Annotated in this window: 24 protein-coding genes; all 24 read left to right on the forward strand. The window is 35.9% G+C overall.

Annotated elements, in window-relative coordinates; genetic code table 11:
- Positions 1 to 17 precede the first annotated feature (17 nt).
- The 24 genes from R2Q70_RS09575 to R2Q70_RS09690 all read left to right on the forward strand — a co-directional run bounded on the left by R2Q70_RS09575 (position 18) and on the right by R2Q70_RS09690 (position 20,315).
- Positions 18 to 1,817, forward strand: a complete 1,800-nt coding sequence (locus tag R2Q70_RS09575) for a tetratricopeptide repeat protein (RefSeq protein ID WP_316807386.1) — start codon at positions 18 to 20, stop codon at positions 1,815 to 1,817.
- A 6-nt stretch (positions 1,818 to 1,823) separates the two neighbouring features.
- Positions 1,824 to 2,489 carry a hypothetical protein gene (locus R2Q70_RS09580; RefSeq protein ID WP_316807387.1) on the forward strand — a complete coding sequence of 222 codons (666 nt, stop codon included), beginning with the start codon at positions 1,824 to 1,826 and terminating at the stop codon, positions 2,487 to 2,489.
- Between the two features lie 420 nt (positions 2,490 to 2,909).
- Complete coding sequence (locus tag R2Q70_RS09585) at positions 2,910 to 3,641, forward strand: hypothetical protein (protein ID WP_316807388.1); 732 nt, start codon at positions 2,910 to 2,912, stop codon at positions 3,639 to 3,641.
- A gap of 1 nt (position 3,642) precedes the next feature.
- Positions 3,643 to 3,978 (forward strand): hypothetical protein, encoded by a 336-nt coding sequence (locus R2Q70_RS09590; protein ID WP_316807389.1) that lies wholly within the window; start codon positions 3,643 to 3,645, stop codon positions 3,976 to 3,978.
- Positions 3,968 to 4,606 (forward strand): hypothetical protein, encoded by a 639-nt coding sequence (locus R2Q70_RS09595; RefSeq protein WP_316807390.1) that lies wholly within the window; start codon positions 3,968 to 3,970, stop codon positions 4,604 to 4,606. The genes R2Q70_RS09590 and R2Q70_RS09595 overlap by 11 nt, the downstream gene beginning before the upstream one ends.
- Before the next feature lie 38 nt (positions 4,607 to 4,644).
- Complete coding sequence (locus tag R2Q70_RS09600) at positions 4,645 to 5,295, forward strand: hypothetical protein (RefSeq protein ID WP_316807391.1); 651 nt, start codon at positions 4,645 to 4,647, stop codon at positions 5,293 to 5,295.
- A gap of 60 nt (positions 5,296 to 5,355) precedes the next feature.
- Complete coding sequence (locus R2Q70_RS09605) at positions 5,356 to 6,312, forward strand: hypothetical protein (RefSeq protein WP_316807392.1); 957 nt, start codon at positions 5,356 to 5,358, stop codon at positions 6,310 to 6,312.
- A gap of 11 nt (positions 6,313 to 6,323) precedes the next feature.
- Positions 6,324 to 7,055, forward strand: a complete 732-nt coding sequence (locus R2Q70_RS09610) for a hypothetical protein (protein ID WP_316807393.1) — start codon at positions 6,324 to 6,326, stop codon at positions 7,053 to 7,055.
- Between the two features lie 471 nt (positions 7,056 to 7,526).
- Positions 7,527 to 8,105, forward strand: a complete 579-nt coding sequence (locus R2Q70_RS09615) for a hypothetical protein (RefSeq protein WP_316807394.1) — start codon at positions 7,527 to 7,529, stop codon at positions 8,103 to 8,105.
- Between the two features lie 25 nt (positions 8,106 to 8,130).
- The gene (locus R2Q70_RS09620) at positions 8,131 to 8,658 is read left to right on the forward strand and encodes a hypothetical protein (protein WP_316807395.1); all 528 of its coding nucleotides are present in this window, start codon (positions 8,131 to 8,133) and stop codon (positions 8,656 to 8,658) included.
- Between the two features lie 180 nt (positions 8,659 to 8,838).
- On the forward strand, positions 8,839 to 9,117 hold the full coding sequence (locus tag R2Q70_RS09625) for an Imm17 family immunity protein (RefSeq protein ID WP_316807396.1): 279 nt from the start codon (positions 8,839 to 8,841) through the stop codon (positions 9,115 to 9,117).
- A gap of 3 nt (positions 9,118 to 9,120) precedes the next feature.
- Positions 9,121 to 9,573 carry a hypothetical protein gene (locus tag R2Q70_RS09630; RefSeq protein WP_316807397.1) on the forward strand — a complete coding sequence of 151 codons (453 nt, stop codon included), beginning with the start codon at positions 9,121 to 9,123 and terminating at the stop codon, positions 9,571 to 9,573.
- Between the two features lie 177 nt (positions 9,574 to 9,750).
- Positions 9,751 to 9,933, forward strand: a complete 183-nt coding sequence (locus tag R2Q70_RS09635) for a hypothetical protein (protein ID WP_316807398.1) — start codon at positions 9,751 to 9,753, stop codon at positions 9,931 to 9,933.
- 17 nt (positions 9,934 to 9,950) lie between these two features.
- Entirely contained in the window at positions 9,951 to 10,610 is a 660-nt protein-coding gene (locus R2Q70_RS09640; RefSeq protein WP_316807399.1) for an Imm19 family immunity protein, read from the forward strand.
- Positions 10,611 to 10,783: 173 nt separating this feature from the next.
- Positions 10,784 to 11,248: an IS200/IS605 family transposase gene (tnpA, locus tag R2Q70_RS09645; RefSeq protein WP_316807400.1), complete on the forward strand. Its 465-nt coding sequence runs from the start codon at positions 10,784 to 10,786 to the stop codon at positions 11,246 to 11,248.
- A 191-nt stretch (positions 11,249 to 11,439) separates the two neighbouring features.
- Positions 11,440 to 11,880 (forward strand): hypothetical protein, encoded by a 441-nt coding sequence (locus R2Q70_RS09650; protein ID WP_316807401.1) that lies wholly within the window; start codon positions 11,440 to 11,442, stop codon positions 11,878 to 11,880.
- Between the two features lie 397 nt (positions 11,881 to 12,277).
- Complete coding sequence (locus R2Q70_RS09655) at positions 12,278 to 13,141, forward strand: hypothetical protein (protein WP_316807402.1); 864 nt, start codon at positions 12,278 to 12,280, stop codon at positions 13,139 to 13,141.
- Positions 13,142 to 13,523: 382 nt separating this feature from the next.
- Positions 13,524 to 13,877: a hypothetical protein gene (locus R2Q70_RS09660; RefSeq protein WP_316807403.1), complete on the forward strand. Its 354-nt coding sequence runs from the start codon at positions 13,524 to 13,526 to the stop codon at positions 13,875 to 13,877.
- A 195-nt stretch (positions 13,878 to 14,072) separates the two neighbouring features.
- A complete protein-coding gene (locus R2Q70_RS09665; protein ID WP_316807404.1) occupies positions 14,073 to 14,384 on the forward strand; it encodes a hypothetical protein in 312 nt (103 codons plus the stop codon).
- 100 nt (positions 14,385 to 14,484) lie between these two features.
- The gene (locus R2Q70_RS09670) at positions 14,485 to 16,110 is read left to right on the forward strand and encodes a hypothetical protein (protein WP_316807405.1); all 1,626 of its coding nucleotides are present in this window, start codon (positions 14,485 to 14,487) and stop codon (positions 16,108 to 16,110) included.
- On the forward strand, positions 16,107 to 16,574 hold the full coding sequence (locus tag R2Q70_RS09675; protein WP_316807406.1) for a hypothetical protein: 468 nt from the start codon (positions 16,107 to 16,109) through the stop codon (positions 16,572 to 16,574). The genes R2Q70_RS09670 and R2Q70_RS09675 overlap by 4 nt, the downstream gene beginning before the upstream one ends.
- A gap of 10 nt (positions 16,575 to 16,584) precedes the next feature.
- Positions 16,585 to 17,121 carry a hypothetical protein gene (locus tag R2Q70_RS09680; protein WP_316807407.1) on the forward strand — a complete coding sequence of 179 codons (537 nt, stop codon included), beginning with the start codon at positions 16,585 to 16,587 and terminating at the stop codon, positions 17,119 to 17,121.
- Between the two features lie 3 nt (positions 17,122 to 17,124).
- The gene (locus R2Q70_RS09685; RefSeq protein ID WP_316807408.1) at positions 17,125 to 17,949 is read left to right on the forward strand and encodes a VanW family protein; all 825 of its coding nucleotides are present in this window, start codon (positions 17,125 to 17,127) and stop codon (positions 17,947 to 17,949) included.
- A gap of 398 nt (positions 17,950 to 18,347) precedes the next feature.
- The gene (locus tag R2Q70_RS09690) at positions 18,348 to 20,315 is read left to right on the forward strand and encodes a WG repeat-containing protein (RefSeq protein ID WP_316807409.1); all 1,968 of its coding nucleotides are present in this window, start codon (positions 18,348 to 18,350) and stop codon (positions 20,313 to 20,315) included.
- Positions 20,316 to 20,396 lie beyond the last annotated feature (81 nt).

The following is a 20,396-nucleotide window of genomic DNA, read 5'->3' on the forward strand; positions in this document are numbered from 1 at the left end:
TGCAAAATTCTTCTTTTATGAACGTTAAACTGGTTACGCTGATCATCATCCTTAGTGTTTGTATACAAAATTTATCGTCTGCTCAATCAAAAAGCCGATATGAACAGCATGCAGACTCACTGTTAAAAATTGGAGCGCATGATAAAATAATCCCATACCTCAATAAAGAATTAAAACAAAACCCAAAGAGCGAATCACTTTTAAGGCTGCTGGGGTTTTACCACCTTCAAAACAACAACCTGGTTGAAGGAGAAAAATATTATCGTAATGCTTTAGGGATCAATGCAAAATGCGCTCGTTGTTATTTAAATATAGCAAGGATATATGCCGCTAAAAACAATGAAAAAGAAGCGACAGCTTACATCGATAAAGCTGTAACGACTGACCCAAAAGATGCCTTAATTATATCTAATCGTGGTAAATTAAAGGAACAGTTTGGTGACAAATTTGGGGCATTGGCTGACCATAATAGAGCAATAGAAATGGAGCCTGGCACTGCAGAATATTATACCGCTCGTGGGGCTTACAATGCAAGTAATGGCTATGAAAATTTAGCGATTACCGATTTTAATAAAGCAATTTCAGTATCACCAGAGGCCTATGATGCATATTTCTATCGTGGTGGCGTATTTTACAACCAAAACAGAACAGAAGAAGCGTTGAATGATATTAATAAAGCGATTGCTTTGAATGATAAACAGGCTTATCTATACAATGGCAGGGGCGCAATTTATGGGAACTTAGGTCAGTTTGATAAGGCTCTTGCCGATTATACACAATCGATAAGGCTGGATGCGAAAGCAATATCAGCTTACCTTAGCCGGGCCAAAGTTTACTACGAGCAGGAAAATTTAGATGCCGCTTGTACTGACTATCAAACTGCAAAACAAATATTAATCCATCAAAAGGCAAATGACTCAGCTGAACTAAAAACGATTAATGAAGCTATTGCCGATTTCTGCGACGAAAGTAAGCCAAGCTATTACTACCAAAGAGGTATTGCGCTCTACAATTTAAAAGCGTTTGATCAGGCCTTAGTTCAATATGATAAGGGCTTAGAAAAGTTTCCGAAAAACGCCATGATACTTTCTTTTAAGGGCAATGCCTGTTTGGCTTTAACCGACTACAAAAACGCCCTCGCAAATTATCACGCCTCATTGGAAAATAAGGAGAGCATCATTGTAGAGCTGAAGAAAAATCCCCGATTTGTTAATGCCAGTGAAGCTGATATGTTGTCTTATTACAATTCATCGCTTGCATCAATTTATTTTGGCATAGCAGAATGTCAGCATTATAGTGAAGACTTTGCAGGAGCTTTAATCTCGATAAACAAGGCAATCTCACTGGCGCCAAATCTTAAAGAATTGAATATCGAAACCTACTATAACCGCCGCGGCTTGATTTATCTGGCGACGCAAAAATATAACCTCGCTTTAAACGATTTTAATAAGAGCATCGAGATTAAAAAGGATTACCCAATAGCTTATGTAAACAAGGCAATCGCCCGTATCAGTTTGATAGAGGGTGGCAAAAAATCCATTTCGCGGTTGAGCATTAAATCACCAAATTTCCCGACGACTGTTGGCTGGCTGTTTGACAATAAATCAATAGTAAAGCGGTCAGAAAGCGAACTTTTAACAGCACTAGCCGATTGTAATAAAGCCATGGAATTAGATAAAAATCTAGCTTTACCTTATTATGTAAGGGGATGGATCAAACAAATTTTAGGTCAGAAGGATTATTGCATCGACATACTTACGGCAAAAAAATTGGGATTGGAAATTGATGAGGTGATGCTTAAAAGTTGCAACCAATAATAGAAAATGATGAGATATCTGGCTTTACTTTTAATTTTGCTTTCATTCGAAAGCGTGGCTCAAATGCTTCCCGATTTTGTTCCACCTATTGGAAGAACCAAGGTATTAGAAACCAAAGGTGATTTGGACAAGGATGGAATCGACGAGGTAATATTTGTTTACAATACCAATAAGAGAGTTGATCGCACAGGATTTACCAGAGAACTGTATATCTGTAAAATGCTCAGCGGCAAATTGAAACTCTGGAAAAAGAATACTTCTATTTTATGGAACAGCGAAGATTGTGGATTCTGTACCGATAATGGCATTGACTTATCTATAGTTATAAAGAACAATACAATTATCACGCAGCAAACATTTTGGCACAATACAAGGCATACCAGCAAGCACAAAAACATTTATCGCTACCAAAATAATGATTGGTTTTTAATTGGATCAACCTATAAAGACAGCTACAACTGTGGCTATCAACATACCTACGACATTAATTTTTCGACAAAACAGGTTCATGTTGGCTATGATAATGAAGACTGTGAAGATTCTGTTCAGTTAGATCCTGCTACAGAGAAAAACTTTAAATATCCTTTCAAATCTATTCCAAAAATGGATGGCTTTACACCTGGCAAAACCGAACTTAAAATCCCCAATTCGAATCAATTTTTTTATTATTAATGTTGCTATAAAATCAAATAATTAGCCATTTCACACAAATAATCGTTAAATGTTAGCGAATAATAAATGGCTGAAAATAGCTCGCTGGCTTTATTTAGTTTAGCGTCATAAATCATAAACAACCTCTACCTATGAGGATCAAGATTTGCGAATGCAAAGGTTTTAGTTTCTGGTTTATATAGCTGTTGGTTTTAGAAGTAACGTCTCTTATTGATGAAAAAGGAAGTGTAAGACTTCGGTAGATGTATCCAGCATCTATTTTGTTTTACGCTTCCACATCATTCAAAAATCACTTTAAGCATCATTCTTTAAGCATAAAACTTCATTTGTATCTTAAAATAATAAGCACGATGTGTGATGATTTGAAGAATATAGCAATACCACCGCAACATATAAATCTCATATCTGACTAATTTATACATGATCCTCTTCCTCCTTATCTTTATTCTGCCATTACCCCTGCTTATCTGGTTTTTCCTTCGCAGTAAAACCCGAAAAGCCAAGTGGATTATTGGTGTTTTAATGATTTTGTTTGTTGCATTTTTAAGCTTCATGGGTTTCGGTTTATGGGCTTTGGATATCGAAGATTTATATGGCGATAAACAAAAGATTTTTTGGGAGGGAAGTTCTGGCGATACCGTAAAGTTAGTCGACTACAACACTAAAAAACTCCTGGCCACAGGTATCCTAAAAAAAACATGGCACAGAATTAATGTGCAAAGTAATAACACCGAGGCAGATATTTTAGGTTGGATTGAAAATGAAACGGGCGAATATTACATCGAAACCAGTCAGGAAATTAAAAATAAAGTGATTACTGTAGCGGTTTGGAGCACTGAAGACAAAGCAGATTTTATTGGTGCATATAACGACCCTCATACTTTGGATATCAATTTTATAACCAACAACTTTTTGAAATACAAATTAACTGCATTCTGCGAACACCAGATACCAAATACCGACCAAGGTTTAGCAAAACTTCTGCAAGTAAAAAATGATACATTGGTTTATAAAAACAGTTTTGATGGCAATAATTTAATCATCTCCGTTTGGGGAGAAAAAGGCTGTAGAAAAGCGAAAATATGTGGGGAATGGAGTGGCAAAAAAGCGAATATAGAAGATTTATACTACGATAAATTTTGGGAAAAATAAGATGAACAAAAAATTAAAAATCGGTATCATTTTCCTCATCGCAACCTGGCTTTTTACAGGCATTTATGCTGATGATGAATTTGGCGAACACAGCCCGTTCCTAAAATATCGTCCGAGTTTTCAGGTTTATTTCAAATCGCCTTTGGGCATGCAAGATATGCCTGCAAGTTATCCGGCAGAATTAGTAGTAGAAGAAGCTATTTATGATGATTTCATCAACCAAAAACATTGGAGCGACAACGATTTTTTAGCGACCAGCGCTTGCGCTATTTTATATTTAGGAACGATTTATTTTTTGATTTCGGGCACCATTACACAATTTAAGCATGGAAAATAAACCAATCCTTCTCAAGGTTTACCTCTTCATTTCTGCCTTAATGGTGCTTAATGCAATACTTTATTGCTTTTGGCAAATGAGCTTTGCTGGATACTGGAGCGATAGGGTAATCTTTTGGATTTGGCTTTTGGATACGCCTATTCTCATCGTCAGTTTCTGGAAAAAAACAGGCACGAAAATATATTTTTGGTTGCTCATTGCGGGGCTAATCCTTAGCATTATGCCAATGGCGATACCATTTTTCGGTGTTCTGCTTGCAGGTTCTGGCAGTGGTCGGTTAAACCATTTCAGCCTCGAAAATAACATCCGCGTACAAACCGTGGCTTATGGCGTAATGGGCAGACCACGTTTGCAGGTTGTAAAGGATGGTTTGCTGTTTGATAAAATCAAACTAGAAGATGGAGATGAGATTTTTACAAACGATACCACCTGGATCGAAATTAAGGACGTTAATCATCCGAAAAATATCATCAAATCTCCAGAGCTAAAAACATTAGAGATTAGAGATGCTAGAAACGCCAAGTTGATTAACGAAACCGATACCAGCATCACCGTGAAATATTTCTTTGAGAAAGACACTGTAGAAACGACACACATTTTCAAAGAAAAAACATCATTTAATTATTAAACAGAATTATTCAAAACAAACTTGCCCCACCTTCAAAAATGAAAATATACCAGATCCTTTTATTAGTTAGCTTAATGTTGTTCTTTTCTGACTGTAGCGGTCAAGGTAATCCAAAATATATTGGTAAAAAATTTGGCACATTTAAATTAGATAAAATCACATTTGAAGAAAATTTAGATACACTTTTTTCTAAATCAGAATTTTTTGTGATAACTGACAAAAACAGTCATTTCGATACCCTTCAAAAGAAACAAATATGGACGGATACCATGGCTTACATCTACAGAATACCTCATGCCAAAGTTGATGGGCTATTTAGTTTCAAAGGATTAAAAATTAAGGATAAAGTGGTTTCATTCACTTCAGATAAGAACAAGAAGTTTAGAAAACTAGATTTCGCCATTTATATTTCTGCCAATGAGTACAGTAAGTTATTAAATGATTGTAAAGATTTTAAAGACATTACAACCGATAGGATAAGAAAATTTAATAACAACAAATATGTCATTCTGCAAAAAACTGATGGACACAAACAGACCACGCTTTATTGCTTAGACGACCGCCGGAAGAAAGGCGATTTCGGCTATGGCACTTACACAGAAGGTGATTTCTTTATCAGAATAACCATGAACGATTTAAGAATTAAAGATGACGCATTTTACAAACGAGAAAACAGCGATTTGAAATAACTGCAGAAGTCTACCATTATGGAAACCAAAACCGCACATCATCAATAAAATAAAAACAACATGAAAAAACACTTACCTCTTTTCATCCTTACACTTTTATTTTACTCGTTTGCCAATGCCCAAGGCTTTGATGTTCGAAAACTAACGCTCAAAAGCGATGTCATTTTACTGTATGACCAAGACAGCATTGCCAATACAAATGAAATAATTAACGACTACACTTCAGTCAATTATTATCAACTCAAAGCCGTTAGCCGAGAAATTAAAAACACGGTTAATTTTAAGTTTACCAATACCAAATTGCGCAACCTGGTAGAAAACGAAGACTATTTTAAAATTTATGAAAAAGGCGATTGCTTGGGAATTGGATATGCTACGCCGATAGGTCCAAGGCCAAAGTATTACGGCATGCTTTTTCTTCAAAAGAGAGATAAGCAATTTCATGTAATTGGTGTGGTAGAAAACAGAAATCCCTTGCCGAATTGGGAAGATTTAATCAAGCAGATTAAGTCAGTTACCTCGCTCGAAAAAATTAAAAACCTGCAAGAACGTTACACAAAATCCATCGATTGGTTTTTAGACAATAACGTAATGCCCGACGATGGTTTCATTACCTATTACAAGCAAAAAGGCATCCTTAAAACCGACACTGCCCAACTTAACGAGCAACAACTGGCCAGAGCAAGAGCCTTATTTTTTAACGGCAACGAAACCTTTTTAGATTTAATTGCAAGCACCAATCCAACAGAAATCAAGGCTTTTTATCTGCAAAAATTAAGGGATATTGTTTTTCAAAGTGAATACGAATTTGGCGATTGTTTACGCTTTAGCAGAATTGCTACAATGCTAACAGATGAGTTCAACAACAATTACGATGATTTGAACCGAACGCTTACAGATTTGCTGACCAAAGATGAACTCGAAAACTACGAAAAGCGACCAATAATGAAACACCTTATCGATTTAATAGAGAAAGAAACTTACAAAGTTGGAAAGTTTTCAAGTAGTAAACTATAACCTAAATCAACATGAAAAACCATTTTCTAAATGCTTTAATTTTATCTGCAATTGTCATGGTTTCCGCCTGCCGAAACACAGAAAAAACAACTGCAAAACCAGCAGATTCGATAGCGCATCAACCTGATACATTAAACACCAATAAATTAGAAACGCCTTTGCCTTCGTTCCCAAATATGGCTTACAAAGTCGAACAGTTAGTTCCGCAGAATTATGAAATCGATATGGAGACTGATGGCGATTTAAACAACGATGGCGTAGCCGACAAGGTAATTGTGCTCATTAAAACCACCGACACCACTGCACTTCGCCCAACCTTGGTATTGCTCAAACAAGGCAATGCTTATAGCGTAAATGCAATTTCCTACATGGCTTTCGATGCAAAATACCGCGAAGATGGTTTTAAAAATTACGATTACGAAGACGTAAGTATCGATAGCGGAAAACTTGTGCTTACCAGGCAAGCAACTGGTCCAAATGGCAGTTTGGAGGGTTCTTATCAATACATAAATGAAGAGCTTGTTTTAACCCACATCACCACTTTTAACATGGGTGCGGGTGGACAAACCGAACAAAAATTCGATTTGTTAAAAGGCATTTACGAACAAACCGACATCAATACCATGAAAGAAGATATGCCAAGCGAAACCACCACCAAAAAGTATAAAATACCCAAAGCACTTTTTAAAGATACCGACCCACGCGAAATTATGATAGAGGCTTTTAACAAAGTTGGACATTAATTTGAAAATGAAAGCTTCGGCTTTCATGGCGGTTTGCAGTCCCGCTATTGCCCATAGCCCTCGCTTCTGGAGAAAATCGGACAGGCTGTGCCTCGCTCGGGGCTATTTGGCGCTATCGGGTTTAAGGTGAAAGGTTTGTGCAAGTAAACCCACCGGTGCGACAGACAGCATAAAGTGAAAGAATGAAATGCCACCCTTTCAGGGTTTTGCCATTGGTTTAATCATAGAGTTATAATCCTTCAGTTCCCGAAGCATCGGGACAAGCTCTTCGGACTTTAGAAAATGCAGGCTTTTAATCCACAAACAAATCCCAAAGGGATGAAAATATTATAGAAAAATAACAAGGTGAATAACAAAACCTCGAAGAGGTGGAATAAAAAATATCATCCTTTCAGGATTTTTAAAAATTGAAAATATGATTGGCTATAATCTTGTCAGTCCTTTCGGACTTGGGATAAAAAATATATTAAAATGAAAAAACAAATACAAATTGGCGACTGGGTGCATTCCTATTCAAAAGGGATTTATAGGGTTGAGAAGATATTTGAAACCTATTACGACGAGCTCCACAGCTACAACGGAACGCTTTACAAACACAACATTGGCGACAGGCAAGAACACAGTACCATCGTTTCAAAACGCTTGTTTAACTCATCGCTGAAGAAATCTTTGGGTTACGAAACTTGTAGTGAAGATTTTGTAAAACCACTGAACAAAAAAGAACTTGCGCAAGTAGAAAAAGCGTTGGCGCAAAACCCGAAACTGCTTGCCGAGCTCGATAATTTTGAAGTTCCGCCCATTGAAACCATCAACAATACACAATTGCAAATTGATACCGAAGCCGACCTCAATCTGACTTTGCAGTTGGTAGCATTTATCGGTACCGGCAAAACTTTTCTTGAAATTAAAACCGAAATGGAACGATTGGATATTGTAAGGTTAAAACCTAAAACCTTTGGCAATTATCGCTTTCAGTTCATCAATTATGATAACGAACAAACCGATAAACGAAGAATTTGGCGGGATGCAAAACTGACCCAGAAAGATTGATTGGAATATTATAGAAAAAATACAAATGAAATTAAGAAAAGAAATAGAACCCGATTTTGAAACCGCCGAAAAAAATTATCCTGAAGTTTTAAAGCTCATTTTGGCTTATACCGATTTCATTGATGAAAATGGCGACGAAGATAGTATTGAATATAAAAAACTTGAAAACACACTTCACGAGATGACCGGAAAAGATATGTCGCAGTTTAATCTTTGGGAATGGTGGGAAGAAGAAGGTGCCGAAGTTTTGGCTTTCAGAATTGCATTGCCAGATGCGCAAAAAGTTAGCAACATTACAAAAGATGAGCTTGCAGAAATTGTCCACCGATTGCAAACGTTCGAATATCCGGAAAAAGATTTTGACGAATTAAGTTTTCAGGAGCAGTTCAGTCCATATTTAGATATCAGGTATTATCATCCTTTTTTGGAATTGAATTTTAAGACCTACGATTACAGTAAAATTTTCGGACAACAAAAGGATAAAGACAAGAGGCAATTTTGGTGGAGCCAAGAAGAAATAGTCGAGAAACTTTGGAACAACGGCAATTATTGAAAAAATCCCGAAGGGATGAAAATATTATAGAAAAGAAAATTAATAAAAAATAAAACCTCGAAGAGGTGGAATAGAAAATACCATCCTTTCAGGATTTTAAAAAATTGAAAATATGATTTGCTATAATCTTACCAGTCCTTCGGACTTGTGGAAAAGAAAAGCTGAATATTAAGAAAACCTATGGAAGAAAAAACAAACCAATGGATAAGCAACAATCCATCGCTGTTTGGCAAAGGCGTGGCGGTGGTGGTTTTGCTGTTTGGCATTTGCCTGATGGTGGGTGCCATAAAAAACTGGGACTGGCTCTACAAAGCCGACGGACATTACCAAAACAACTGGAGTATGGGGCAAATTAGCCGTTATCTTGGTCGCGATACCGCACGGATTATTGGGTTTTGCGGTGGCATTCTCTTTACCGCAATCGGCGGGTTTCTGGTGTATGCGGGATTTTTTAAATAGAAAATGAAAAAAATAAAATGTGAAACTTGTTTAACGGAGTTCGAGCCTACAGAAAAGCAAGTTGTAGAAATAGAAAAATCAGCCAATGCAGGCATCGAGAGATTTATCATTGATTGTCCGAAATGTCATAGTATCGTTTTTGTTTTTCCTTTAATGTTGTTAGGAAAATCAACTGTTGCTCCAAAAGAAATTGAAGACGACAGACTATTTTGTTGCCCTGTTTCTGCCTGCATTGGTTTTGTAGAAGAAAACAAAGATGCCAAAGTATTTGGCTGTTCAGAATGCGGAACAGAATGGAGAACGTTAGACAAAGTGCATCAATCCATCGAACAAATAATAGAAAAATATCCGCACAGAAAAAAGGTCTATCAAAAAAACGGCGAACAATGGAAATCAATTTCCCTTGATGAAATTCCCAAAGGATATTACTCAAAAGTGAATAACGAAAAAGTGTAGACGATTGAAGTTAAAGTAAAAACAAATGAAAGTAAGATGCCCCAATTGCAAAGAAATTTTTCTGGCAAACGATGTTAGAAAAACCGATTGGAAAATGCAATTAAAAAAAACCAACGATTATTGATGATAGAATGCTCGGAATGCTACAAAGACGTCCCCATAAATCCTATGGATTTAATGTCATACGAACCACAAAAAGACAAACCCACAAAAGATGAATTCGATGGCAAAAACTGCCCGATTTGCAAAGACGGAATTATCAGTTTTATCAACAATGGAGAGGACAAGTTTTGGGGTTGCGGAGATTGTGGAAATGTTTGGCAAAGCAAAAATGATTTGATAAAAGAATTGAAAAAGTAATAATCTAATGCTATAAAATGAACCTACAAATAACACAAGAAGACATAGCCTACAGCAACACCTTTTTTTGGCACGCCTATTTTCACTGGTTTCGAGGACACGATGACGAAAAGGAAATAAATATTGATGAAGCACTGGAAGTAATTCCTGTAAACGAAACCGGGTTCAAAAAATGGACTGAAGAGTTTTTCCCAGAAGACGAAACGGACGAAAATCCAAGGTACATCTCCGGAAAATTGAATGATACAATGCGTTTTGCGATAGAATTTCAAAAATACGAAACCTGTTATTTTTTAAACGATATCTATATTGGCAATCTTGGCGGGCATTTCGAAGCGTGGTTTGTCACTTGGGATGAGTTGCTTGCATTTGAGAAATATAATTCTTTGTTTTTGCTTTTATTGCCAATGACAGCCATTGAAAAAAGCCAAATTGAGGTTGCAAAAAACCACATTATAAAATATTTAATCCAAATTCCACTCTACGAAGAGCATTCAGACTACATTGCTCAATGTATAATTAACGGCTTGGAAATAGACGATGCTTTTTATCAATTGCCCGATGTAGGCACTACCTGCAACGCAAACCATAGCGTGAGAAATATTACAAAATATCCACGCTATAAAAACGATGTAACAGCGTTGAATAAAGCTCTTGAAATATTTACAAAATTGTAAATCAAACAAGAACTTCAAAAAGTTGCAGATGATTTTTAATCCAAAAAGAAAATTCCTTTTTGGAAGTTTTAAAGACCTATAGAAAAAACAAAACCTCGAAGCGGTGGAAAGATTATAGGAAAAACATTAATTGTCAATAATAATCCCGAAGGGGTGAAATAAAATAAAAAATTATGGCAGGTACCTATTCACAAATCTACATTCAATATGTTTTTGCGGTAAAAGGACGGCAAAATCTATTGCAGAAACCTTGGCGTGATGAGGTCTTCAAATACATTGCAGGCATCATCAAGGGGAAAGGTCAGAAACCCATCATTGTGAATGGCATTGCAGACCACGTTCACGTTTTTGTTGGGCTGAAACCGGCGATGAATATTTCTGACTTGATACGTGATATTAAAAACAATTCATCAAAATTCATCAATGAACAAAATTGGATACAAGGAAAGTTTTCGTGGCAGGAAGGTTACGGAGCGTTTTCGTATGCTCATTCTCAAATAGAAAGTGTGTATCAATACATTGCCAATCAGGAAGAGCATCACAGAACAAAAACCTTTAAAGAAGAATATCTGGATTTTCTGAAAAAATTTGAAATACAACACGATGAAAAATATTTGTTTGATTGGCTGGAAGATTAATGCCACCCTTTCAGGGTTTTTCCATTGGTTTAATGATAGCGCTATAATCTTGTCAGTCCTTCGGACTTTAGAAAATGCAGACTTATAAAACGGCAAAATAATCCCGAAGGGATGAAAATATTATAGAAAAATAACAAGGTGAATAACAAAACCTCGAAGAGGTGAAATAATTCAATTAAACAAAAAGAGTTATGCAAACAAAAATCACAGATATACGCACAGAATATGGCATTTTTTGTCAAAGAGAAGATGAAAAAGATTTGGTAAAAAGGATAAATAATTTCCTTAAAAATGAATATGGATACAGGAAAATGTATAAAAGAGATGAAGATGCAATTTCGACATTTAATTATGATTACTATTATTTTCAATTCATAAGAGAAACCCCTAAGTGGTATTTTGATTTGTACCCGAATGAAGATTTGGACGGCAAATTAAAATTCGATAACCAAGACACAAAATGGATTTTATATACAGGTAAGCTTGATGTTAACAAAAATTCGGATAAGCAAAATGAAGAGGTCAACCTCTTTTTTGAAAAACTAATTCAAGCAATAGGTTATGAAACACAAACCTTGCACGAATATAAAGATGATTTTGAAGAACGAATTGGAAATATTGATGATGAATAAAAATATCATCCGCCACAGACGGATTAAAAAAAAATTGAAAATATGATTTGCTATAATCTTATCAGTTTCCGAAGCATCGGGACAAACTCTTCAGACTTTAGAAAATGCAAACTTATAAAACGCAAAAAAAATCCCGAAGGGATGAAAATATTATAGAAAGAAAAATGAATAGAAAACAAAACCTCGAAGAGGTGATATTATGATTAAAATTTTTTTACGATTGCTTTGGCGAAAGAAAGGATAGACTGCACTTTGCTGTGACGAAAAATGCATAAGCTTTGAAAAATAGCCCCGACATACGCGGAAATACCCCGATTTTTCATCGGGGATTGTAGCATTGGCGGGAAGAAACAAAAATAGTAGCCGAAGCATTGCGCTTCGAAAAAAAGTTAAACGAATGAAAAAACTAAATTTATTACTTGCGATTTGTATCTCAACACTGGCTTCTTGCGCACAAGAAAAAACAGTCAATAAACCAAAAATTAAATCAGAAGAAATTATCTTTTTTAAAATAGATCAAGGCGGCACCCGAACCAGACGAGAAGGCCCTGGAATGGACGAGTTGGTAGAATACAATACAGATGGGAATATAGAGAAAGTGTACGTGATTGAGTTTGATCAAGCGAAAAACAAAAACGTTTACAACTTACACGAACGCTATTTTTACGAAGGTAAAAATTTAATAAAAACGGAGAAACTAGGCTACCGAACAGGCGAAGTTTACGAAGAAATTTTGCGTAAATACCAGCAAAATAAATTGCTTCGAAAAGATGTTAAAAGCATAGAAAATGGTAAAGAAGTGCTTAAAAAATACGGCAGTTTTTATCATGAATATACCTACGAACCCAACAAAGAAATAGAAAAAGTTTACGAACATGACGAAGACAAAAAAGCTTTTGTTTTAACTTACATTCAGCATAAGTTTTTCGATGCCAATAAAAATCTGATCCAAGAAAAACTGGAAGATATACATGGCGAAATTTACGAACAAAACGATTTGACCTATAACACCGAAAATAAAGTCGTAAAGAAAATACAGACACTCCGCTTTCCATCAACCGTAACTTATAAATACAATAAAGAGGGCGATATAATTGAAAATAAATATGAAAGCGAGGGAACAATTATCACTTCGAAATACGCTTTTAAATATGATTTAAATGGCAATTGGGTGGAGAAGAAAGAGATTAAAACAACGAATATTAAACAGTATATACCCGACCCAGAATATATCATTAAACGCACTATAGTTTACTATTAAAATGAAATTTTGGACTAAAGCATCAATACTTGTACTAGGTTTATTCGCTTTATATTGTGGCTTGCTGTTGTGGTTATTTAACACTTCAACCCACATTAAGTATTTAACAAACTTTGCAAATGCTTATGTTTTTTGGGCATACCACATCAATGTGTTTTTACTCGTTATTGGCATCATCACTTTTATAATTAGGATCATTAAAAAATGGGAGAATAAATATTTTTTCGGTTGGCTTTTTATGAGCCTCGTGATCACTTTTTTGCAGTTGTTGTTCTTTTTTGTATTAGGCGCACATCGATAAAAATACAGCTCCATTTTAATCGATGCTTTATGGATTTTACATCGAAAATAAATCTTATAAATAGTAAACTACCTATAAACTATGAAAAGCATTTTATTTGGCATCTTAATTTTAATGTTTTGCGCTTGTAAGCAATCTAAAAAACAAGTTTTGCTTAAAAAAACCGAAAAGAAATTAATAACCTATTACACCTATGGCGAACTACCGCCAGCTGGTTATATTTACTACGACACCGTATTTGTTATGCCAAAATATAGGCTAAAGGTTAAAAACATGGGCGGTTGCGAACCTATTGGTGTCGACTATGACGATTTAGAAAAAAGCAACAGAAAGACAGCTTTATACATGACCAGGCAATTTGGAAAAGATTGGGCAAATGATTTTGAAACACAAAACAGGTTAAAAATTATACTCCCAACTGTTTTAGCGGATTGAGTTGTGATATTAAACAGATTTTGAAAATGAAGGCTCCGGGTTTTATGGCAGTTTTCAGTCCCGCTATTGCCTATAGTCCTCGCTTCCCGAAAAATCGGGACAAGCCGTACCTCGCTCCGGGCTATTTGGCGCTATCGGGTTTAAAATTAAAGTTTGTGCAATAGGAAAAAAATCGTCATTGCGCTTCAAATAAATATGAAAGACAAATTAACCAAACACATCCTCATCAGGTTATGCATCAGCATCGTTTTATTGCTGTTGCTTCACTTTTCGCAAATCGAATACGCCATAAACGCAAATTTAATAGGGATGGGTTTTCACGATAATCTGGCATTGCTTTTTGGTTCAATCATCCTTTTTGTTTGGGTGATTTATTTGGTCTTCGAAATGGTAAAATTCTTTAAAAACAAACCAAAATGGTTTGCTATTTCTAATATCATATCAATTGTATTAATCCTTTTAGGTTATGGTTTTATCAATATTTTAATTGCCGTTTCGCAATGTTGATAATCGAATAATAAGTTCAGAGGTACAAATAGTGACTAAATTACTACGAATAACAAAGCGCCAATTTCGTTTGTTAAATAAGCACTATCTTAATGTTCAAATGAAAAAATTAATCTTTCTTCTTTTGGTTTTACTCATGGGTCAGTTGTTAAACGCCAGCGAATGCTATCATTATCATACGTCTACGAAACATGCTATTATCAAAAATGGAAGTGGCATTTTTTACCAGCTTACCGAAAAAGACCCTAACGGAATTAGCTATGTTCAGCAAATGACAAAGCCATTAAAAGGCCTTGATTTAGCGAGCTATAAATACACTGGTGAAGATGAAAGCACTTTCATGTTTAGCGATAAAAACGGCTTTTATCTTTTGCCAAAAGATGGTCAGCACGATGGAAACAACGCCAATTTTTTTAAAATTCTGGCCAACAAAGCTGGCCAAAAACACATCAATGGTCGACTATTTTTAATAGACGGAAAGTGGACTTATTTAAACGCCTGGGAGAAACACATAACCAAAATAGTGCTCAACGAGTTGCCGGCAAACATCAGTAATATTAAATGTTATAGTTCTGGGATGTATGTAAAAAGCGACAAACAGGTTTTTGCCATTAATGTTGATTTGTACAGCAAGAAAGCAACGGTTACAGCTATCCCAAATTTAAATCCAGCACAACTGGTTTACTACGCCTGCAACCCTGCCGAAAACGAAGATTTTATAGCCGATGAGCAACACATTTTTTCCATTAGAAATGACGCTAGCTTTGAAGACATTACACCTCAGTTTAGGGCATTGAAGGTAAACCGAAAATTCAACCAGCTAAAACTTGTTGATAACCCAACTGTATTGTGGTGGAGCGATAAAGTAATTAAAAAACGTGAAGGTCATTCGGTATCGGGCAGAGACCCCTTAACCGGCGAAGAGATAGACATCTATTTTAGCTACCATGCATCTACACCACTGCTACCGAAGTCTGGCAATATCGCCTATGTTCGTTTCCATAACAAAATCTATCCCATTTGGGACGACGATTTTAGCCTTCCGTACAATTCAAAAACAGATGTATCTAAACTAGCAGTAATTGAAGGAGGCTTATTTCAGGGAGATGATTTTTACTACATGGAAGCCGATAACATGAAAATTTTAAGCACAAATGTTCATGCTACAGCCAAATATTTTGCAGGAAGATATGGTTATGGCATGTATTTGTCGAGGGCGTTGGCTACCGAAAACTACATCTACTTTTTGGGTGATAGATTTGACCCAAAAGTTGAAAATAAAATGCCGTTAAATACTGAAGTTAAACAACTTGGCTTATTTTATTTGTTTAACAATGCTTTATATGACGGCAAAAAAAGTTATCCCATCACAGCTGATGAGGAAACTTTAATTTCCTTAGGTTCATTTGTAGAGGTAATCAATTCTTGTGCTGGCGAAATGCCAAATACGCCTCAGGTTGAAGTAAAATACCATCAGTTTTTTAAAGATAAGAATGCCGTGTATTACTTCAATGAAAAAATCAAGAAACTGCAGGTTGTTCAAACCGCAAATCCTGCAGATTTTAAAGCCGATGATTATGAAGTTTTGCAACAACTGTATAAAATTAAAGATGTAAAGGGAGCGATAAAAAAAAAGACTAGTTCGGGTTTAAATTATTATGCGATTGGTGGTTTTGCATTGGCGATTTTTGGTTTAGGTTTTTACCTCATCAGAAGGAAATCATGATAAAATTCAGCAAGTATACTGTGCGTTATTCAATTCCATTGCTTTGTGTAATACTTATCTTCACACTAACCTCCCATGCCCAAAACGTCAAAATCTATAGCGTTAAAGACACCGTTGAATTGTGGGACAAGAAATACAAAAGCGAGATTTACTGGGGGTTCTATAAAGTTGATATGGATGAAAAAACTATCCAAGTAAATGGTTTTACATTTAGAGCTGGCGATAAGGCGCCAGATTTAACGAACCTTTTTAAAGACGAACCAAAAGACTGGTTTGAAGTTCTCAGCCCTACAAAATTTAAGGTTAAGAAAGTAAAAGGCACACGTGTAAAAAGAGCCTGGAACGATTTCGCCACACCAGGTAGAAGTGGAGGTTCGCCATCATATACCTTTTTTATTGATACTGATACACTCAGCAGAAAAGACGGAAGATTGAAGTATATTTTGGATAAAGATTTAACGTAAAAATATAAGCATGAAGCAAGAAATTAAACCAATCTTCCTTGCAGGAATAGTTATTCTAATCATTAGTGTTTGCATAATCTTCCCAATAGAATATCGCAAGGCTAGCTTCGTTACCGACTTAAAGTTTACCTATTCTACATTGGGCGTAGCCATGCTTACATTCATGTATGCTTTCATGGGGAGGAATACCTACAAAGGTTTACTTTTTCTTCTTGGCAGTTGCGTTTTTAGCATTATTTGTTGGTTCATTTTTTTACCTGAGAGTGCATTATCTAAATCCAATTCCAAAGTCTTCGAGATAACCATAGCTATTTTCTCTTTCTTCGAGCATTTCGCAAAGCTTTACATGGGTACCGTAACAGGCGTAATCGCCGGCTTAATTTTTTTAATCGTAAATGCCAGGTTTTTAAAAGATGCAAATCGCTACCTATTGTTCTTCAAAAGACTAATTTCTTACCTGGTAATTTTAGGTATCGTTTGCTTTTTATTTGCCAAAGGTGGCGATTGGATTTTTGAAATTTCGGAGTATTTAAAATCGAAAAGTTAACCTGTGAAAAAGAGAAAATTACTAAGTCAACGCCACCCGTTTTTATACTTTTTGGCAGTTGGCGCAAGGCGGATAAAAAGACGGTTGGAATGGATTTTCGATGGCAAAAAATATGCAAAAACTAGGGCTAGCGATAAACTCGATTTTCGGATTAAAAAACATCAATCGGTATTGCTTAAAAAACTTGGTGATAATAATGAGCAACTGCAAATCAATAAAATAACCAATCTTAAAATTGCGTCGGCAAACATCAACGGCATCATCATCAAACCCGGCGAAACCTTCTCGTTTTGCAAACTGGTGGGTTTGCCTACTAAAAAGAAAGGTTATTTATTAGGAATGGAACTTTCATTCGGAGAGGCAAAAGCCGGCATTGGCGGAGGCATTTGCCAAATCTCCAACCTCATCCATTGGCTGGTTATACATAGTCCGCTAACAGTTACCGAACGTTACCATCACTCGTTCGACCCATTTCCAGATGATGGGCGAGTATTGCCTTTTGGCAGTGGTGCTACCGTTTTTTACAATTACCTCGACTACCAATTTACCAATCATACGGAGCACACTTTTCAAATTAATCTTTGGTTTACCGATAAATGTTTGGAAGGCGAATTACGCATCGATACCGAACTGGATTACGCTTATCACGTAATCGAAAAGGAGCACTCTTTTCTCAAAATTGACGGCGCTTATTACCGAAAAAACGAAATCTGGAGAGATAAAATATTAAAATTTGAAGGAGGCAAAGTTGTAGCCACAGAGCTGATGATGAAAAACTTTGCAAGGGTTACCTATACGCCAGCAGAGTTTTTAAACCAGTGGAAATAATTAACTCTACTGCAATTTTCCAACGAATAATAAATAATAGTCAACGAATAATAATTTGACCTTTTTGTATAGTTTGAAGCAGTTATTTTTATTAGAAAAACGATGGAAAAATGTTTCGGCAATTGCAGTCCCGCTTTTTGTTGCTCCCGATGAAAAATCGGGATACACTACAATCGGGTTTTTGATACAAAGTAAGTAATGCTTTTGAGGGGTTTATTTGCACCGCCTTAGGTTAAATAGCCCCGATTGAAGCGGATCCCGATTTAAGCATTGTCTATCGTTTTAAAAAAGGTAAGCTTGCTTGTTTCACAGGTTTCATCGGGAGAAGCGGAAAGCGGGAGTAACATTGAATAACGACACTGCAATTGCGCTTCAAAAAATGGACTTTAATTATTAACATGAGACTTAAACAGATCTTAATTTTATTGCTTGTCTGTACGTTTTTATATGCTTGTGGCCAAACACAAACGCCTCAAACAGCTGAAGCAAAAAAATACATTGCCTCTTTGAAAGCAATGAAATACGAGGAGCTGAAAAACCAGCTAAGAAAGGATACGACGTTATTAAACAAGCTGATAAAAACGGCAACCTTTAGCCTGCAATTAACCTCACATTTTTCTTCGGGAGAGAAAAGCAAGGTTGATCAATCGGCGACAGAATTTGAGATTAACAACGATGAAACTACAATCAAAATGCTTTTTAACGACTATTGCGAAAAATTGCTCTTTGAACAAAATTTTAGCGACAATGCCAATGAGGAACGTTTTAACCTTTATGGACAGAGTTTATTTAAGTACGAAAGTAGGTTTAGCTTAACCGACGACAACCATGTTTTGGAGAAAAAGGACAGTTTGTTTAAGCCTTTTAAAGACAATGTGGCAATCAACGAAAAAGCTTACTTTTTTAGAGGCAAAAAAATAGCAAAAGCCGATATCGGTCTGAAACGTATTGATAGTATTCAGGCGGAAATCAGTTTAAAATTTCCAACCAGTTTTGAGCATTTTTCTATCGATAAATCTACTAAAACAGAAACTTATAAAGCGTTTTCGGTTGAAGTTGAAAGCTTAGGAGGAAACACCGCCCAGCTCAAAATCCCGATTAATTTATATGCCGAAATTATCGGTTATCAAGCCTTTAATAACCAGAATTTAAGGATGAATACGAGTGCGTTAAGCGCTACACCAATGTTGGGGATTGATAAAAATATAAGCGAAAGTTTAAATGAACTGCTTGCAATTTTTTCGGAGGTTTTAAAGGAAGATGATGAGAAAAGTGCGAAGGAAAAATTAGATCAGATCCGGCAGAACCAGGTTGACGCGAAAGAGAACATGGCTGAATTTGATGCTTACCTTAACAAACTTTCGAAAGATAAAGCAAAAGTTGAAGCGTTAGGCGATGTGGGTTTGTACAATGAAATTGCCAACGCAGGAAAAAAGGTAATTGGTGTACAAACGCAATTTGTAATGGTAGAATTTCCGGATGATATTAAAAGCATTGATGTTTTTGTAGCCACAAAATCTGTTTCCTTGCAAAATAAAGCCATGGTAAAATATGGCAACCATTACCTAGACCCCAAATTTTTTAACGAAGATAAACCGAACATCGTTTTTTATAGCCACAAAACCGATAGAAAATTTGGTGTATCAAATCGAGATGGCGAAATCATTATTGAGCCCAAATTTGATGAATTACGACAGCTTTCGAACGAATATTTTACAGGTGATGAAAAGTTGTATTGGCTAAATGTGAGCACTAAAAAGATGGTTCCGCTACCGCAATTTGTAACGTTTGTGCAGACTTTAAAACCGGGTTACGATGTTTTTGAGAAAACGGTGGGTAGCGAAGAAAAATCCGGCTTAGTGCTGAATAGAGAAAAAACCATTTTGCCATTTGAATATTATCGTTTCGAAAAACACGGGCAATTTATCATTGCCAGCAAAACCCACAATTTGGATGAACTGTACGATTTAAACTTCAAAAAAATTCCGAATAAAGGTATTCAAAAAATTCATCTGGTAGATGAGTTTATCGCTTCTGATATTAAATATCCAACGTTGTTTGAGGCAGAAGATGTGAGCAAGAAAAAAGCTCTGGTTGATAAAAACCTCAACTTGCTAACGCCGTTTAAATACGAATTTATCAATCCCTTCTATGGTGTCAACAATTATTTTATGGCAGGAATTAGAACTGCGGATGGGAGCAATTATTGGTACGGAATTATAGACGAAAAAGGCAAAGAAGTTACACCGTTTATCTTCTGCAATATCAGCGAAGAGTTCGACAAAAACGGTAAGCTGAAATTCTGTTTAAAGGACAAAAGAGAGGCTATGGATTTTAAAGCGTTTTTGCAGAAGTATAAAAAATAAGAGCGTTTATAATGATGAAAAAGGCACTACTAAAATTTGCTATTGTACTTATAATCTGCTTTGCGATACACATTTTCGTTG

This window comes from Pedobacter agri (genome assembly GCF_032678665.1).
Classification (GTDB): Bacteria; Bacteroidota; Bacteroidia; order Sphingobacteriales; family Sphingobacteriaceae; genus Pedobacter; species Pedobacter agri_A.

Bases quoted from the DNA above. Each gene is read 5' to 3' on its own strand.
- R2Q70_RS09615 (WP_316807394.1), top strand. From the start codon at position 7,527: ATGAAAAAACAAATACAAATTGGCGACTGGGTGCATTCCTATTCAAAA.
- R2Q70_RS09635 (WP_316807398.1), top strand. From the start codon at position 9,751: ATGTCATACGAACCACAAAAAGACAAACCCACAAAAGATGAATTCGAT.
- R2Q70_RS09610 (WP_316807393.1), top strand. From the start codon at position 6,324: ATGAAAAACCATTTTCTAAATGCTTTAATTTTATCTGCAATTGTCATG.
- R2Q70_RS09690 (WP_316807409.1), top strand. From the start codon at position 18,348: ATGAGACTTAAACAGATCTTAATTTTATTGCTTGTCTGTACGTTTTTA.
- R2Q70_RS09580 (WP_316807387.1), top strand. From the start codon at position 1,824: ATGATGAGATATCTGGCTTTACTTTTAATTTTGCTTTCATTCGAAAGC.
- tnpA (WP_316807400.1), top strand. From the start codon at position 10,784: ATGGCAGGTACCTATTCACAAATCTACATTCAATATGTTTTTGCGGTA.
- R2Q70_RS09625 (WP_316807396.1), top strand. From the start codon at position 8,839: ATGGAAGAAAAAACAAACCAATGGATAAGCAACAATCCATCGCTGTTT.
- R2Q70_RS09620 (WP_316807395.1), top strand. From the start codon at position 8,131: ATGAAATTAAGAAAAGAAATAGAACCCGATTTTGAAACCGCCGAAAAA.
- R2Q70_RS09590 (WP_316807389.1), top strand. From the start codon at position 3,643: ATGAACAAAAAATTAAAAATCGGTATCATTTTCCTCATCGCAACCTGG.
- R2Q70_RS09665 (WP_316807404.1), top strand. From the start codon at position 14,073: ATGAAAGACAAATTAACCAAACACATCCTCATCAGGTTATGCATCAGC.
- R2Q70_RS09675 (WP_316807406.1), top strand. From the start codon at position 16,107: ATGATAAAATTCAGCAAGTATACTGTGCGTTATTCAATTCCATTGCTT.
- R2Q70_RS09630 (WP_316807397.1), top strand. From the start codon at position 9,121: ATGAAAAAAATAAAATGTGAAACTTGTTTAACGGAGTTCGAGCCTACA.
- R2Q70_RS09585 (WP_316807388.1), top strand. From the start codon at position 2,910: ATGATCCTCTTCCTCCTTATCTTTATTCTGCCATTACCCCTGCTTATC.
- R2Q70_RS09660 (WP_316807403.1), top strand. From the start codon at position 13,524: ATGAAAAGCATTTTATTTGGCATCTTAATTTTAATGTTTTGCGCTTGT.
- R2Q70_RS09655 (WP_316807402.1), top strand. From the start codon at position 12,278: ATGAAAAAACTAAATTTATTACTTGCGATTTGTATCTCAACACTGGCT.
- R2Q70_RS09605 (WP_316807392.1), top strand. From the start codon at position 5,356: ATGAAAAAACACTTACCTCTTTTCATCCTTACACTTTTATTTTACTCG.
- R2Q70_RS09575 (WP_316807386.1), top strand. From the start codon at position 18: ATGAACGTTAAACTGGTTACGCTGATCATCATCCTTAGTGTTTGTATA.
- R2Q70_RS09670 (WP_316807405.1), top strand. From the start codon at position 14,485: ATGAAAAAATTAATCTTTCTTCTTTTGGTTTTACTCATGGGTCAGTTG.
- R2Q70_RS09600 (WP_316807391.1), top strand. From the start codon at position 4,645: ATGAAAATATACCAGATCCTTTTATTAGTTAGCTTAATGTTGTTCTTT.
- R2Q70_RS09640 (WP_316807399.1), top strand. From the start codon at position 9,951: ATGAACCTACAAATAACACAAGAAGACATAGCCTACAGCAACACCTTT.
- R2Q70_RS09680 (WP_316807407.1), top strand. From the start codon at position 16,585: ATGAAGCAAGAAATTAAACCAATCTTCCTTGCAGGAATAGTTATTCTA.
- R2Q70_RS09595 (WP_316807390.1), top strand. From the start codon at position 3,968: ATGGAAAATAAACCAATCCTTCTCAAGGTTTACCTCTTCATTTCTGCC.
- R2Q70_RS09650 (WP_316807401.1), top strand. From the start codon at position 11,440: ATGCAAACAAAAATCACAGATATACGCACAGAATATGGCATTTTTTGT.